This window comes from Paraglaciecola sp. IT1134 (genome assembly GCF_058068185.1).
Genome location: NZ_CM176486.1, coordinates 772965 through 789732, shown reverse-complemented (window position 1 = coordinate 789732; position 16768 = coordinate 772965). Strand labels below are relative to the sequence as shown.

The window sequence follows — 16768 nt, the reverse complement described above, 5'->3', positions numbered from 1 at the left end:
GATAAAGTTTACTCAGGCTTGAACGCCATCCTAAAAAACTATGCCCCAGACCTTGGGGCGAAGGATAACGCCTTAAACCGCGGCGTATTTGTCTTTCATTAAATAGGCAAAGGCGGTGTTGAACGCCACTTCCTGATATATTTTAAGACCCGTGTCGATGTAAGGAATATGCACCGGATTGCGCTTCAAAGAGTCTTTGATATCAGTAGGTGACATGATCACCACATCGAGATCGTCGATTAGCTCGATGGCGGCTTCGAGTTTAAAGCCCACGGCCCCACCGGCAAATTTACCTTTCATTGGGCGCTGGCGGATCACTACCTTATCCACCTGATAATCAGTCATTAACTTGGCAAAAGTGCGCTGAACATAACGTAATTCCTCGGCACTGTTAATATTGGTTAAGGTTAACCGACGAGAACGAAAATCCGGTAACTGAAAAACTTCATCTGCCAGGGACAACAAACACACATTTACGTCATTACTATTTATTTCAACACCACAAACTTTCATATAATACCCAACTTATCTAGACCAGCGCAGTATAACGCAAAACAATAAAGCGGATCTTATGATTATTGCGCTTAAAAAGACAAAGATACTTCAGTTTTGCGCCGCGCAAGCCAGCTAATTTCAGCATGTCGCTTATAGGGTTCCATTTCTGCCCTCTTCCCTATGCGCCGTACTCGGACTGTTCCGTTTCACGCAAACGTTTCTCGGTCGGATTACACACATAGTTATATAACAAGCCAAAGAACAACAAAACGCTAAATATCGTGGCGACGATAAAGCCGTATTTTGCGTCACCGCCATAGGCATCGCTGACGATCCCCATTATAAATGGCCCTGCTGCTGCTCCTGCGGCGGTGAAAAATAAAATGACGCCAGCAACAGTACTGTGCTCAGTCTTAGCAAAACAACAAATGCCCTTGGAATTAAAGGTGGGGTAAATTACTGACATGAAGACACCGGTTAAGGGAAATAAATACAAGGCCACTTCTTTACCGCCAACTAATCCGCCGATAAAGCAGAGGGTTATCGCTAAGCTAAAAAGCATCAACACTAATGCCCAGTTATAACGCTGCATCATCCAAATTCCCACGAATCGGCCTACTGCACGCAACGAAAAAAATACCGATACCGCGTACATAGCAAGCATCTTTTGTGGGCCTTGGGTATAACACGTAAACGCATCGTTCATGGTCACGGCATCACACACTAAATAGCTTGGCATCCACACATAAATCGCACTTTCTGCCGCCACATATAAAAACGCGCCGATGGAAAACCCCATGGCGTAAGGATTTTTGAGGAGTTTTAAACTACTCATGAAATTAACCGGTTTATGGCTTTTGGTGGCAGGGGTATGCACTGGGTAGTCAGCTTTCCAGGCCATCAAAATTAATAACGTACATAGCCCCCCAGCGAGCACGTAGAGTAACTTCCAATCGACTCCTTCACGAACCATCCATGCCACGATTAATGGGCCAATAATAGCGCCAACCCCAAAGAAGGCTTCGGCGCCGTTCATCGTGCCGGTATGCTCTTTGGTTGAGCGGGAAATATCACCAATTAATGCCAACGCGGCGGTTTTAAACACGCCAACGGCTAGGCCCGATAATGTAATCAGACCTAGAATGAATTCAAAACTGTTGCCCACTAAAAATAAGTAACAAGACAACGCAAATAGGCCCAGTCCGAGCATGACCGTTCTTTTACGACCAAATTTGTCAGCCAAAAAACCTAAAAACAAACCTGAAAAGGCGATACCAATCATAAACAATGAATGCATTAAACTCGCTTGAGTATTGCTAACATCAAATTCACGTTTCACTTCTTTGATGATTTCGCCAACGGAATCAGAGGTCATGGCAAACATCATGAACATAAGATATGTCAGCCAACGAATAAGGCGCACGTTTCGGTCATGTGCAGCGGTAGTAAAGGCAATGTCTGTTTGCATCTAAGTGCGCCCCTTAAAAATACGGTTCGATTAGGCTAATAATAAGAATACGCATAGCCAGCAAATTGGCTATGCGTTTGGCGGTTATTAGAACTGATACTTGAGCGTTAACGACGTGGTTCTGCCGTTAATAGCGCGGGCACGAATGATACTGTTGCCACTAGCCGCTGATCCTTCTTCTGCTTCGGTAATACCCACGGTATCAAACAAGTTATTGACGTTCACAGCCACGCTAAGCGCATCCGTAATGTAGTGATCAGCAAAAGCATTCACTTGGGTATAACCGTCAAATTTCAAGTCATTGTTGTCTTGGGCGTATGCATCTGTGGTACCAATGAAGTTAACACCTACTGCCCCCATATCCATCTGATAATTAGCCGTTAGCTGATAAATAAAGTCAGCTTGGCGGCGCGGTGTGTTACCCACGACTTCAGGGGTGATGTTATCTTGCACAATTTCTGCATCTGTCCAGGTAAAACCACCTTTGAAGGTTAAGTTATCAAGGGTGTAAGCAATTTCAGTTTCGATACCGTATGCCTCGTACACGCGGTCGAAGAATTTTTGGCTGGTCGCTTCAAAGTTTTGCTCTTCTGTTTCCGCGTAGAAGCCGGTAACAAATACACCCAATCCTTTCTGGCGATATTTAACACCCGCCTCAACTTGATTTACCATGTCCACTGCATCAGCTGATGCTACGCTACCATCAGCGTTAATTTTACCAAATGCCAAACGGTCAGCATTGGCGCGACCCCCGCGACTGATACGGGCGAACGTCGCTACATCATCGTTAATACGATAGTTACCACCAATCGAGTAAGAGGTGTAGTGCCAGTCATAGTTAACGTTGCTGGCATTGGCTAAATCGATGCCCACTACGTTGCTTTCTGGTATTGAAATCGAGCCATCGCCGTTCATATCGATACTACTGGTCACCGCTGTGGCATAAGAACCAAATGCGTCACCGCTGTCACGACGTACACTGGCTTCCCAGGTAAAGTCACCATGCTCACCGGCCACCGCTAAGTAAGGTGCGCTGATATCGTACTGAATATCGTAATTACGTTGACAACAATTACCCCAAAATGGCGTACCGTAAGCATACAAACCGTTATCAGAGAACTGTGTTGAGTCAGCACCAATCACATTAAGCAGGGCAGCATTGTCGCCTTTGACTTCCATTAAGTAGGAATTCCATAACCAGCTCATATCGATATTTTGACGTGATTTATAGTAGCCAGCGGTAACCGAGACGTTGTCAAAGCTACGGGAAAGTTTTAGATCATTCACATATGAGCCAAAGTCGTTCATTTCAACATCAAAGGTATGTGTCCGCATGACCAAACCATTGCCTGTTGCTTCAGTAAATGCCTGGCCTGCATTAGGACCATTAGCATACTCAAGGGTAGCGCCTGTCCCGCCAATACTTTGAGCTATAGCAGATGGGCCTGCAACTTCAGCTGGCATTGGGCTATTAAAGTTGCCTGACACGTCTGAAAAACGAAACTTGTTAACCAGTGTCCAATCGTCACTAACGTCAAAGTTGGCTTCAAAACCAATGCTGGTTACAGAAGGGTTCATACCGTTTGAAATATTACCGCGGCTAATTTGATTTTGGCCATTTAAACGGACTGTGTCCTGTAGATAAACACTGTGCGGCGTGTCGCTTTGAGCGTCAAATCCTGGGATTGAATCGCCATTGGCGTACATTGGCATCGGCAAATAACCGATACTCTTATCATCTAAATGTTTAAAATAAACACGAATAAAGCCAGTATCGAACTCTTTGGTTAGGTTAGCTTTGATCTGCCCGCCAGAGTTGGCGTTATAGCCCGCTTCTCTTGGACCTTCGCCTTCACGAAAGAAACCGCCAACGTGAAAACGCATGGTGTCGCTGATATCACCACCGTATTCAAAATCAGTGCGAGTGGTGTCGTAATCAAGGCCAATGGTGGTTGATATACTGCCACCTTCACTGTCACCGGTTTTGCTAATGAAGTTAATAATGCCGCCAGGTGAATTACTGGCTAACGTTGAAGATGAACCACCACGAATCGCTTCAATTCTTGAAATCGTAGAGTCTGCACGTAGGAAAATATCGGCATTACCAAAGGCAATGTCACCGAACTGCATGATTGGCAAACCATCTTCTTGTAATACTAAGAATTTTGCGCCGCCAGATGCGACAGGTAGGCCGCGTACCGCTATGTTTGCGTTACCTTCGCCACCTGTTGATTCAGAGCGAATACCGGGGATAGAACGAAAGATTTCTGCGGTTGCCCGCGGAGCTGCAATCGCAAAGTCTTCAGGGCTTAATGTACTGACTGATACGCTTGAGTCCATTTTAGTGCCGCCGCGAACCGAACCGGTTACTACGATCTGCTCAAATCCTAATGCATCCTGGCTTTGCTCTTGAACTTGTGTGGCATCGGCCGCTTGTTCTTGAGCGAGCAGCGAACCGCTGAAGGTTAATGCAATCGCCATTGATATGGCGCTACGGGTAAACAATGTGTTCATGTGTGTATCTCCGGTATTGGTCTTTGCGCTATTACGTAAACGTCTTTTTTAGCGCCTATATTGTGTTAGCTCATTTACCTGAACTTAGTTTATGACATTGCCACTAACTCAGCTCAATCTTCACTACTTATCGAAACATGTCTTAGCGATTAACATGGGTGTTTAAAAAACCATCTTAATCGTTTAAGATTGCATGTACAAAAAGTAGCAAACTTTTTAGCGTATGTAAAATATTTGTTATATATTTAACGAAATATATAGGCTAACCTAGTTATAACAAGGTCGATGAATATACTTAAACGAATAAGTTAAACCGGTGAGATATGAATTTAGAACTCGAAAGTAAGCGCTCCTTAAACCGTATTTTAGGTAGTCTTGATTTATCTAAAATGACTAAGCGAGATCAAACAGTGTTTATCCGGCGCTTAGATGAACAGTTTCCAAGACTGTTTGCATTGCTGTTTGAAATTTACGGTCATCGTTATGATTTTTTCTACTATTTACAAAAAGTTACCCAAACTCTAGCCAACGCTTATACGAACCGTTCCCGCGTATTGAAAGTGAAGGATCAAGCTCGGATTTCAGATCCTCATTGGTATCAGCACGAAAGTATGTTGGGCATGGCCTGCTACGTTGATCTATTTGCCGGTGATTTAGTTCGTCTTAAAGACAAAATCCCTTACTTAAAAACCTTAGGTGTGACCTACCTGCATTTGATGCCTCTGTATGACTCACCAGAAGGGGATAGCGACGGCGGATATGCAGTATCTGATTATCGCAAGGTTAACAAAAACCTGGGTACCAATAAGGATCTTGAAGCACTGTCGAAGGCGTTGGCCGACGAAGGTATCAGCTTAGTACTGGATTTCGTGTTTAATCACACCTCGGATGAACACTCTTGGGCTAAAGCAGCAAAAGCAGGTGATCTCGAATTCAGTGATTATTATTATATGTTTGATGATAAACATATACCCGAGCAGTATGAGCAACACTTGCGGGAAATTTTCCCCCAAGTGCGCCGGGGTAATTTTAGTTGGGATCCTGACTGCAATAAATGGGTATGGACCACGTTTAATAATTTTCAATGGGATTTAAACTACACCAATCCCGCTGTATTCGATGCCATCACTGACGAAATGCTGTATTTAGCCAATTTAGGCTGTGAAGCGTTGCGCCTAGATGCGCTGGCCTTTATCTGGAAAGAAATGGGCACCAGTTGTGAAAACCAAGACAAAGCCCACACGCTGATTCAAGCATTCAACAGTTGTTTGCAAATTGCTGCTCCGGCTGTGGTGTTTAAATCAGAAGCCATAGTGCATCCAGATGAAGTATTGAAATACATAGCCAAACAAGAATGCCAGCTTTCCTACAATCCACTCTTAATGGCGCTTATCTGGAATACTCTGGCCACCCGCGATGCAGCACTGCTTACGGGTTCCATGAACAAAAGTTTTGAGATATCGCCAGATTGCGCTTGGGTCAATTATGTACGCTGCCACGATGATATTGGCTGGACATTCGATGATGATGTCGCGAAAAATCAAGGTCTGAACGGCCAGGATCATCGCTATTTTTTAAACCAGTTTTACACGGGTCGCTTTGAGGGCACGTTTGCCACAGGAGTCGCTTTTGGTGAAAACCCTAGCAATGGCGACTGCCGGGTATGTGGCTCTCTGGCCTCGTTAGCCGGTTTAGAACAGGCGCTAACGCTAAATGACAGACAGCTTGTTGAGCACGCAATCGGGCGCATATTATTGGTGCATAGCATTATTTTGAGTATTGGTGGCATCCCGCTGTTGTATTCAGGCGATGAACTAGGGTTAACCAATGACTACCGCTATCGGCAAAATAGCAGTAAAGAACATGATGCCAGATGGGTGCACCGTATTGGATTAAGTGATGACATCATTGCCCAGAGCCGGTTGGCCGGTAGCCCGCAAAACAAGGTAGCAAGCGGACTACAAAAGCTGATCGATATACGCCGCCAACACAGCGTTTTTGGTCAAGCTCAAACGCATATTTTACCCCTTAGCAACCCGGCTGTTTTCGCCTATGCCAGACGCAATCAAGAGGGGCAAGAATTGGTAGCAATTTGTAATTTCAGCGAACATGCCCAGGGCGTAGAACGTATTGCCTTGGGACTGGAAAACGGAGGGTTGTGGCAAGATTTATTACACGATAATGGCCGCAAAGCAGTACCTGAGCAAATTGAATTATTGCCCTATCAAGTAATGTGGTTACTCGGTTAGATATTGCTTCAAGCCCATTAGGCGCAGCTGTGCCTAATCACTAGGCGCGTTTCCAGCACCACTGTGCGATCCAGATTTTGGTCGAGTAACATGCGGGCGGCCACCCGCCCTTTTTCCAGGCTTTGCTGGCAAACCGTGGTTAAACCTGGGTTGCTGCGCTGAGCCTCGGGAATGTCATCAAAACCGGTGATCTTGACTCTGCCAGGTACATCGATACCCAACTCCTGAGCCACACCTATGGTAGCCAAAGCAATCACGTCACTCATGCACAAAATCACTTCAGGTAAAGGACTAAGGGTTAATGCCTCCCTCGCAGCGATTTGAGCATTGGCGGGTGTATTAAGGGGGATGTGCCATATATGCCTGGGTTGAATAGTGACTTGGCAGGACTTGGCTGCTCGCAGATAACCTTTGAGGCGACTGCGGGAAATTTCTTTGGAATGCAGTTCAAGATCCTGTTCCGTCAAACGCCCGATGCGATCGGAATCGACCAACCGCAAACCCAACACCGCCACAGTATCAGGCTTGCCCCTTAAAGCATGTTCGGCCACTCTAAATGCCCCATCTTCATTATTAATATTCACCGACGCACTATCACTGGATTCAAAATCGACGGCAATCAAAGGCTTGCCACTTCGCCGTACCCGTTCAAAAATATCACCTTTTGGCGCACCATAAAAAATAAAACCGTCGGGCATGGACTCAGTACTGCTTTGCTGATTCGAATCTTTTTCACTGGACAGTAACAGCAGCTGCTTGTTGTTTTGGACCAACACTTCCGCCACCCCCTGTAACAACTGGTTGGCTACAGGATCTGAAAAGCTATAACTGAGCGAGTCGGCCAACACCACGGCAATCACCCCTGACTCACCTTTGCGCAACGAACGGGCAGCAAAATTCGGCCCGTGATAACCCAATTCGCCAGACTCACGTAGGATGCGCTCGCGCAATTTGGCCGATAATTGATCCGGTCGATTAAAGGCGTTTGACACCGTTGCCGTCGACACCCCAAGTTGCAAAGACACTTGTTTCAGATTGAGCTTTTTTTTGATGAGAAGGATTTTCCGTATTAAAGGCTATACCCGCACGTTAGCATAAGTATTTGGCCCCGAGCTAGCGCAATATCGACTATAAACAGGGGATAGTCGCGGTTATAGGGGACAGTGAAAAACCCGCCTTGCATAATTTGGGTATCAGTCAACAATAAACCGTTCATGTTGCCCTTCAATTAGATAACAAAAACCAGTGACCTCATAATAATTAATAGCCCTCTAGCAAAGACTAAATGATGGAAATTTAACACAGTAAAAATTCCTATATCTTCAATACATCCGGTGCTTGAAAAGCCAACCCGAAAATACGAGGCTCACTACGCTGATAACTAACATCGGCCAGTATTGATCTATTAACAGGTCATAGCTGTTTCCCTCTAAAAATACGCCCCTTATAATAATCAGAAAATATCGCAAGGGGTTCAGATAGGTTAACCACTGTATTACTTCTGGCATATTCGCTATTGGAGTGGAAAAGCCAGAGAGGATAACCGCAGGTACAAGAAACAGAAAAGCACCTAATATAGCTTGTTGTTGGGTGACAGAAATCGCAGAAATCATCAGTCCTATCCCTGTAGCAGACAACAAAAACAGAATAAGACCAAGATATAGCGCGCCAATGTCACCGCGCAGTGGAATATCAAAAATCTGCACAATCACCACAAGAATCACGGTCGCTTCAACAACACCTACAACAAGTCCAGGCAATGCTTTACCAATCAGGATTTCTACAGGACGCATGGGTGTTACAAGAAGCTGATCAAAAGTGCCCGATTCACGCTCACGGGCAACCGAAAGAGCAGTCACTAATAAGGTCACCACCAATACCAACAAACCCAAAATACCCGGGATAATAAACCAGCGGGATTGCAAGTTTTCGTTAAACCAGTTGCGCACACTCAGCTCGACACGTGGCCCGGTTTGTCCATGTGCTTTATTCCATTGCTGACTAAATACCATGCTTATCGTGCCAAGATAATTCATCGCTATACTTGCGGTATTGGAGTTCCTGCCATCAAAAATGGCCTGAATAGTTCCCGATTTCCCCTGGGCTAAATTAGCACTGAAGTTGGGTTCAATGTTAAGGACTAACAACACTTTGCGATTGTTAATCAATGGCGCAATATCAGTATTTTTCTCAATAGCAGCTGTAATATGGAAATTGGGTGAGCCTTCAAACTGGCTGATAAAAATGCGAGATGCGGCGCCCTGGTCCTGATTATAAACAGCAATAGGGACGTTATTAAGATCGTACGAAGCCGCAAAACCGAAGATAAGCATTTGCATGATAGGTGGGCCAATCAATATCATGCGGCTTCGTTTATCACGCAATAAAGCCAGAAATTCTTTTTTCGCCAAAGCAAAAATTTGTGTGATTTTCATTGACTGCTCACTCTAGGCGCTTGTGAAATTTATGTGAAACAATAATGTAGAAAAATACTAGCATCGCTAGCAAAGCAAGCATGTTGGGAATAACGACTGGCCAGATATCGCCGGCTAAAAACAGGGTTTGCAGCAACGAAACAAAATAACGCGACGGCACAATCAAGGTGATAGCCTGAATAGCTGCTGGCATGGAGTTAATATCAAACAGGAAACCTGATAAAATAAACGCAGGAAGAAAGGTCACAATAATGGCGAGTTGTCCGGCAACGAACTGGTTTTTGGAAACGATTGAAATCAATAGACCAATCATTAATGACACCAGCATGAACAGGGCGGAAGCCAGTGTCAGTATCCAGAATGAGCCACGCAGCGGTACGCCAAATTGCCATACCGCAATTGCCAGGCTTAAAAACATGCTCGCCATACCTAAAATAAAATAAGGAATCAGCTTACCTGCCAGCATTTCTTTCATGTGCAGAGGCGTAACCATCAGTGCTTCCATGGTGCCACGTTCCCATTCGCGGGCAACAACCATTGCCGTCAATAAAGAGCCAATAATCGTCATGATAATGACGATTACACCCGGCACTAAATATAGGCTGCTGGACAAGGCTGCATTAAACCAGACACGTTGTTCAAGCTCCACAGGCAGGTTTATGTCGATACCCCTGGCTTCGGCAAAATGCACCAGCCATGCCTGCCAGACACCCTGAATATAACCGTTGGTAATATTCGCTTGATTGGAATCCACACCATTTACAATAATATTAATCGGTGCATCCAGGCCCGCTTGCAAATTGGATGAAAAGTTACTGCGCATCCATACAATACCTTCAATACGTCTCTCGTCAACTGCCAATTGAGCTTCCTGAATGGAGCTAAAAGCCATAGGCTTAAAGAACGTGGAGCGATCAAACGATCCTTGCAGTGACTGGGTAATTAGATCGGGACTTTCGGCGACAATACCCAGCGGAATATTTTTGGCATTCAGTGAAACACCGTATCCAAACAAATAAAGCAGCACCACGGGCATAATAAAGGCAATCGCAATACTCGAAGGATCACGCACAATTTGCCACATTTCCTTGCGTACCATTCCCCATAAACGCATTCTGGATTGGCTGTTCATGCGCTCACCGTCTGGTGTTTATTTTCATTCTGATTCAGCAGATAAATAAAAGCATCTTCCATTGAGGGATCTGGGTGTGTATCGCTTCGCGCCAGATTTTTCATATCCAGCGGTGTGCCTGCGGCTAATATCCTGCCTGCATCCATAATAACCAGATGATCACAGTAGTTCGCCTCATCCATAAAGTGAGTGGTTACCAGAATGGTTACACCCATTTCAGCGAGGTGATTAGTGCGCTCCCAGAATTCTCTGCGTGCCAGTGGATCAACGCCTGAAGTAGGTTCATCCAGAAATAAAATGTCTGGCTCATGCATCAACGAAGCGGCAAAAGAGAGGCGTTGCTTATAACCCAACGGCAGATTTCCCGCATTGGTATTTTGATAACCTTGTAGCTCAAAAGTAGTCAAAGCCCATTGCATCCGTTCTTTTTGCTGTCTGCCGCGCAAGCCATACGCGCCAGAAAAAAATTTCAGGTTTTGGCTGACTGAAAGGTTGCTATACAGTGAAAATTTCTGAGCCATATAGCCAATACGACGACGCGCATTAGCGGCTGCTACACGTAAATCCAACCCGACAACCGACACTTTGCCACTACTGACAGGTAAAAGCCCGCAAAGCATACGGAATGCGGTTGATTTACCCGCACCATTAGCTCCCAACAAACCAAAAACTTCGCCCTGTTTTACGCCGAAGCTAATATTATTGACCGCAATGAAGTCGCCGAATACCCTAGTCAGGTTATCGGCCTGGATGACGACAGTTTCGGCTGAGCCATCCACCGAAGCTGACAGTATCTGACCCTGTTGTTTAACCTCATCGCTGGTTTTTAGACGGCTAATAAAGACATCTTCAAAATGTGGCTCAACAGGTTTAATTTTGACTTTGTTTTGGTTGTCTTGGGTTAATTTCTGCGGTAGTTTTATGGATTCAGCGCTAACAGCCTGATCCATTATAATGCGGACACCTTCTCCTTCAATCAATGCATCTAGCACATTGGGAGTTTTACTCAATATTTGCTGAAGCGTTCGATGCCGGATACCCTCGGCACTAATATGAAAGATTCTACCAGACAGTGGTTGGCTCAAGACCCGTGGCTTGCCTTGCATCAGCAGTTTACCTTCGTGAAGCAATGCCACTTCATTACAACGTTCAGCTTCATCCATATAGGCAGTGCTAAGCAAAACACTCATACCCACTTCACTGACCTGTTGGTAAATAATTTCCCATAACTCACGTCGGGAAACAGGATCAACACCTACGGTAGGCTCGTCCAGCACTAATAGTTTGGGTGAGCGCAATAAGGTGCAGGCTAGGCCAAGCTTTTGTTTCATGCCACCTGACAACTTTCCCGCCAAACGTTTGGTAAAAGGACTCATGTTAGTCATCTGCATGAGTTGCTCAAAACGTGGCTTCCGATCTTTATGTGAGACATTTTGTAGATCAGCATACAGGTCAAGATTTTGCTGAACGGTTAAATCCTCATACAAACCAAAGCGTTGTGGCATATAACCCAGCTGTGATTGTACTTCCAGGGGATTGCTGACAACATCAATATCCATCACATCAATGTTTCCGCTATCAGGCAACAGCAAGCCCGATACAAGCCTCATCAAAGTTGTCTTGCCTGCACCATCGGGCCCAATCAGACCGGTTACTTTTCCCGTCTGGATTTGAAGAGATACATTATCGAGTGCTCTTATATCTTGTTCGTTACCTTTAAACAGTTTGGTGACAGCTGTGAGTTTGAGAATATCATCCGTCATTATTCATTCCCGCAATTCTGAATGCCTTTTTCCTGAGAATTAGGAGCCTGACTTATATCAATATGAACGGTAGCCGGCATTCCTAGCCTCAATTCATTCTGTGGATTGCAGGCATAAATTCGCACTGAATAAACAAGTCGGGTACGTAATTCAGTGGTCTGGATGTTTTTGGGTGTAAATTCAGAGGTTGGTGAAATATAGCCAACCCAGCCTTCATATACTTTATCGGGATAGCTATCGGTAGTGATCGTTGCTTTACTGCCGAGCGCTACTTTTCCTAAAGCAGTTTCAGGAAGATACGTTCTTACCCATACAGGATTCACAAAAGCGAGGGTCATCACTGGCGTTTGGGGAAATGCCATGCTGCCGACTTCAAGAATTCTGTTACGGATAATGCCGTCGGCAGGTGCGTATAACCTTGCATCATCCAGCTTCTGTTTAACCAGAGCAACATTCGCCTCACGGCTTTTCAAAATCGCTTCCGCAGCAGCTACATCTTCTTTTCGGGTACCGCTTTGTAATAAAATCAGCGCTTGTCTTACCGCTTCGGCCTGCGCCCTAGACGAATCTGCCAGCGCTTTTGCTTCATCGACTTCATCTGGCGATACTACTTGTTTTTTTATTAATGGTAGAAGTCGTTTGTAACTACTAAGCGACACTTTGGATTGTGCCAGTGCAGCATTATATTCCGCTCGAATCTTTTCAATTTCTTCCTTTCTTGCACCTACTTTTAGCTTAATGACTGTTTCCGCTTGGGCTTGTAACTGCGCTTCTGCTTCTTTTAATTGAGTCTTTAGAATTTCGTTATGCAAGTATGCTAGTAATTGCCCTTTTTTTACTTGCTCACCTTCTTGCACCATAATCTCAGAGATATGTTCGCTGCCATTGAATGCAAGTTGCGCTTCGCGAATATCAACATTGCCATAAAGTAACAGTTCGTTTTCGTCTCCTTGCAGTTGCTTTCCAAACAATGCACCAACCTGGCTTTTTACTTTAGAAATTATTTCATTACTCTTAATGGAAGAGCTTTGTTGTTGCCAAAAATAATAAGCAGAGCCTCCGCCAGCGATAAGTAGAATCACCGGGATAATAATTTTTCTCATGAATACTTCTCGCTATATTACTTAAATATTAACCATTGAGTTTTCTTGCACTAATTCAGTCAGTAAGCGTATCCCACCCCAGATACTCATCTGTCTTTTGTGCTAGAATCGAGGTCACTGGGGATAATGAATACTTGTGTAGGTCAAGTCTCAAAACTATCAAACTTTGCATGTGCGAAACATTCCTCAAACGTATTAATTTGAGCTTCAACATATAAATCACTACTAGTATTCACTGTACGTCTTGCAAAGATACTTTCCTTGATTATGATCAACAAATGACACAACAGATAAGCATACGTTTTTAGCCGCAGTTAAATGATTATATGCTGCTTGAGCAGCGTGATACCTACATCAATTACGATTTAAAGAAAGCCACGATCTATCAAAAATCTCATCGAATCAATCGATGTGGCGCATGTTGAAGTCGACGTAATTATCGTCAATAGTAGATCCTTATATTTTTAATTACTTGGTAAAAAAGGACGATGACATTAGCGTCTACCCAGTACCTGACTTACATCATTAATAAAAGACTTATGAAGTATGGTGATATAAGTCAATGCATCAAAAAAAGGTTCATGTTCTGATAATGTATAAAAGGTCGCGCATCTTATTAATACATTGCTAGGCTACTTGATTTATAAGCTGTTCGATTTCTTAAAATCACTCGGAGATCGAAAATGGCACATGGGAAATTTAATATATCTGTCGGCCTACTGATCATCGTCGGTTTGATGCTATTCGGCTTCGTATTGATCTACCTTCGGGACTTTGCTCCTGATAAAGAGCAATCGACAACACAGTCAGTACCGGGAAACACTTTGAGTCACAACTGGCTCAGGTTCGCGGTAATTTATTTGCGTTCTTGAATATCGTCGTTGGTTATCTCTTACTGCGCTTACCGTTTCATAAATTGATCATTTAGTGGGAGTATTGGCTAGCTCTCACAGGAATGCTAATGCCCGTCGGCATTCTGGCGGAAATATTGCTCAATAAAGATAACTGAAGATTGATAGGAAGCATATGAAAATCATATTAATAATCGTAGCCGCATTATTTGGTCTTGCGACAATTTTTGCTGGTACACGTGTCCTACTCGGTTCCGACCCAGGATATATCGTTTTTCGACCACTGCTAATCTATAACACAGTAATGGGTATCGTGTATCTCGCAGCAGCTATCATCGCTTGGCGTAACCTCAAACAAGGCATGTATATGGCAGTAGCTATATTTGGTCTGAATCTTATCGTACTGGTAGCAATCTACTTTCTGTATACAAAAGGGAACTCAATTGCTGTTGATAGCCTTCGCGCTATGTCTTTACGAACCATAGTATGGCTCGTTCTGTTTGTCGGATTAGGATGGTTAAGTAGTAGGAAAAAACGCTACAGTGTTAAGCCAGATGCCTAGTAGGACAAGCTATGGCTGCCGTTCACCTCAAACGTTAGTCCTCCATAACGCCATCAATTAGTAATGGTTATGCAATTATGTAAATTAAGTTAGTTACTGGTCGCGCTACTGTCGATAGTAGTGGTTGTGTGTTCCTACAAATTTACCGTAGGAGAAGTCAAACCCTCAGATGATGGGCGGTTAGCAGTGCAACTGGGCAAAAACGAGCGAAATAATTTGCTACTTGAGATGTGAGCATGGCTACAAAAATCACAAGCCATATTGGCAGCAGTGTCTTCACAAAACTTTGCCGCCGTAGCCACTATCGCAAAGTCATCAGGAATGGCAGCAGAAGCTGCTCCCCCCGTCTCCTTGTTTAGAAAACGTCCAGTTGAAATGAAGACGCTGGGCTTTGATACGCGAAAAAATATGATGAGATCGCCTCTGATGCAGAAAGATTAAAAGATAACCAACACATTATTAGACAGATAAGCATTGCAATGAATAACTGTGTTGCCTGCCATACTGCATATCGTTTTGTCTAAGCAGGAAAATAAGCTCGGCTAATAAGGTGATCCAGTCGTACCAAGAAAGAAGCGAGGCAGTGTTTTAACGATATAGATGCCGCTTCCAGTAGGCTGAATTGTTAGTTTGCATCTAAATTTGAACTAAAACATCCATATATTTGCATTTAAAAGTGAACCAAGATTAACACCTGTTTGCTTGGCGTGGACAGATGCTCACAATAGGTCGGCTGGCCATTTCGGGTAACCTGCACACTAATAAGGGGGTAACGATATGTTAGTTATTAACGAGTATGTTAACTTTTGAGTCATGGTTTATGCTAATAGGTTACGCCAGAGTATCGACTGATGATCAAAATCTTGATCTTCAAATAGACGCACCCACTAAAGTTGGATGTGAACGTATTTTGGAAGATCATATCAGCGGCGCTAAAGCGGTACACCCAGGACTGCAAGAAGTATTGAGCAATGCTCGTACAGGTGACACGATAGTTGTATGGTGATTAGATCGTTTAAGCTGGCCACTGAAAGATCTCATTGAAATGGTAACGTTGCTGGAATCAAAAGGCATGGGGCTGAAAAGTTTGTAAGAAGCGATCGATACATCGTCAAGTTCAGAAAAACTCATTTTCCTTATCTTCGGTGCGCTTGCCGGATTTGAGCCTAACTCGATACGAGAAAGAACTCACGCGGTACGCCAAGCAGCAAGAGCGAGAGGCCGGAAAGGTGGTATCCCCAAATCTCTTGATAAAGATAAGCAGGCTTTAGTGGTTAAGTTGTATGAAGAGAAAAAACACCCAGTGAAGCAAATTTGCCAAATGATGGGAATTTCTAAGTCAACTTTATATAAGTATATTGAATCGGCTAAAGTGTCTTAACTCAGATTCGTCACTTTTTGGGGGTCTTCCACTGGCCCCTTATAGCTAACTATCATTTATTCAATGTTGATAAAAGGGGGCGTTTACCCGATCATCTATGTACAACCTACAAAAGAAAGAACCAACATGCTCACACTCTACGGATTTGACGTTAGTAACTATTACAATATGCTCAAACTGGCGATGGCCCATAAAGGCCTGGAATACCAAGTGGTCACTATCTATCCCAATCAAGAACCCGAATTTCTAGCTAAAAGCCCAATGGGCAAGGTGCCAGCCCTGGAAACCGATGATGGCATAATTGTAGAAACTAACATCATCATGGAGTACTTAGACGCCCGTCATCCTGAAAATCCACTCTACCCAGCCGATCCGTTTGCCCAGGCCAGAGTAAAAGAACTGGTTAAGTTCATTGAGTTATATATTGAGTTGCCTGCCAGGCGTTGTCACGTTGAAGCCTTCTTTGGTGGCAAGGTCAGTGATGAAACTCGCAAAGAAGTCAAAAAAGCCTTATATAAAGGAATGCAAGGTTTGACTCGTCTCGCACAATTCTCCCCCTACGTTGCCGGCAACAGTTTCAGTGCCGCGGATATTATGTTTTTATATAGCGTCGATCTGGCATCCATCGTCGCCTATAAGTTATTTGAGATAGATTTACTGGCTTTGACCCCTGGGGCAAAAGAGCTGATGAATAAACTCAATCAACTGCCCAGCGTTCAACGGATTGCCGTAGATCGTAAACAAGCCAATTTGGCCTTTCAGCAGTATGTAGCCAACTCACAAAAATAAATTTGCAGAAACGGTATGCTCCAGCA

The 16768-nt window shown here is 44.1% G+C and carries 13 protein-coding genes and 1 pseudogene; 6 read left to right on the top strand and 8 right to left on the bottom strand.

What is annotated here, in order from left to right:
* Nucleotides 1-72: 72 nt before the first annotated feature.
* The 3 genes from AC3RV5_RS03545 to AC3RV5_RS03535 all read right to left on the bottom strand — a co-directional run bounded on the left by AC3RV5_RS03545 (nt 73) and on the right by AC3RV5_RS03535 (nt 4477).
* Nucleotides 73-513 carry a DUF3010 family protein gene (locus AC3RV5_RS03545; protein WP_489730601.1) on the bottom strand — a complete coding sequence of 147 codons (441 nt, stop codon included), beginning with the start codon at nt 511-513 and terminating at the stop codon, nt 73-75.
* A gap of 160 nt (nt 514-673) precedes the next feature.
* Nucleotides 674-1963: an MFS transporter gene (locus AC3RV5_RS03540; protein WP_489730600.1), complete on the bottom strand. Its 1290-nt coding sequence runs from the start codon at nt 1961-1963 to the stop codon at nt 674-676.
* 87 nt (nt 1964-2050) lie between these two features.
* Nucleotides 2051-4477 (bottom strand): TonB-dependent receptor domain-containing protein, encoded by a 2427-nt coding sequence (locus tag AC3RV5_RS03535; RefSeq protein ID WP_489730599.1) that lies wholly within the window; start codon nt 4475-4477, stop codon nt 2051-2053.
* A gap of 323 nt (nt 4478-4800) precedes the next feature.
* On the opposite strand from AC3RV5_RS03535, the gene AC3RV5_RS03530 reads away from it, so the two are divergent.
* Entirely contained in the window at nt 4801-6726 is a 1926-nt protein-coding gene (locus tag AC3RV5_RS03530; RefSeq protein WP_489730598.1) for an amylosucrase, read from the top strand.
* A 17-nt stretch (nt 6727-6743) separates the two neighbouring features.
* Here AC3RV5_RS03530 and AC3RV5_RS03525 read toward each other — a convergent pair whose 3' ends face one another.
* From AC3RV5_RS03525 to AC3RV5_RS03505, 5 genes are all read right to left on the bottom strand, one after another.
* Nucleotides 6744-7733 (bottom strand): LacI family DNA-binding transcriptional regulator, encoded by a 990-nt coding sequence (locus AC3RV5_RS03525; protein WP_489732091.1) that lies wholly within the window; start codon nt 7731-7733, stop codon nt 6744-6746.
* Nucleotides 7734-8048: 315 nt separating this feature from the next.
* Nucleotides 8049-9161, bottom strand: a complete 1113-nt coding sequence (locus AC3RV5_RS03520) for an ABC transporter permease (protein ID WP_489730597.1) — start codon at nt 9159-9161, stop codon at nt 8049-8051.
* Nucleotides 9162-9168: 7 nt separating this feature from the next.
* A complete protein-coding gene (locus tag AC3RV5_RS03515; protein ID WP_489730596.1) occupies nt 9169-10293 on the bottom strand; it encodes an ABC transporter permease in 1125 nt (374 codons plus the stop codon).
* Nucleotides 10290-12056 carry an ATP-binding cassette domain-containing protein gene (locus AC3RV5_RS03510; protein ID WP_489730595.1) on the bottom strand — a complete coding sequence of 589 codons (1767 nt, stop codon included), beginning with the start codon at nt 12054-12056 and terminating at the stop codon, nt 10290-10292. The genes AC3RV5_RS03515 and AC3RV5_RS03510 overlap by 4 nt, the downstream gene beginning before the upstream one ends.
* The gene (locus AC3RV5_RS03505; protein WP_489730594.1) at nt 12056-13159 is read right to left on the bottom strand and encodes an HlyD family secretion protein; all 1104 of its coding nucleotides are present in this window, start codon (nt 13157-13159) and stop codon (nt 12056-12058) included. The genes AC3RV5_RS03510 and AC3RV5_RS03505 overlap by 1 nt, the downstream gene beginning before the upstream one ends.
* 411 nt (nt 13160-13570) lie before the next feature.
* Between AC3RV5_RS03505 and AC3RV5_RS03500 the strand changes: the two genes are divergently transcribed.
* From AC3RV5_RS03500 to AC3RV5_RS03480, 5 genes and pseudogenes are all read left to right on the top strand, one after another.
* Entirely contained in the window at nt 13571-13627 is a 57-nt protein-coding gene (locus AC3RV5_RS03500) for a hypothetical protein (protein WP_489732090.1), read from the top strand.
* A 558-nt stretch (nt 13628-14185) separates the two neighbouring features.
* Nucleotides 14186-14572 (top strand): hypothetical protein, encoded by a 387-nt coding sequence (locus tag AC3RV5_RS03495; protein ID WP_489730593.1) that lies wholly within the window; start codon nt 14186-14188, stop codon nt 14570-14572.
* 796 nt (nt 14573-15368) lie between these two features.
* A pseudogene (locus tag AC3RV5_RS03490) lies at nt 15369-15737 on the top strand (recombinase family protein); the annotation flags it as partial.
* Between the two features lie 105 nt (nt 15738-15842).
* Nucleotides 15843-15953, top strand: coding sequence for a helix-turn-helix domain-containing protein (locus tag AC3RV5_RS03485; RefSeq protein WP_489732089.1), 111 nt, complete (start codon nt 15843-15845; stop codon nt 15951-15953).
* A gap of 126 nt (nt 15954-16079) precedes the next feature.
* The gene (locus AC3RV5_RS03480; RefSeq protein ID WP_489730592.1) at nt 16080-16742 is read left to right on the top strand and encodes a glutathione S-transferase family protein; all 663 of its coding nucleotides are present in this window, start codon (nt 16080-16082) and stop codon (nt 16740-16742) included.
* Nucleotides 16743-16768 lie beyond the last annotated feature (26 nt).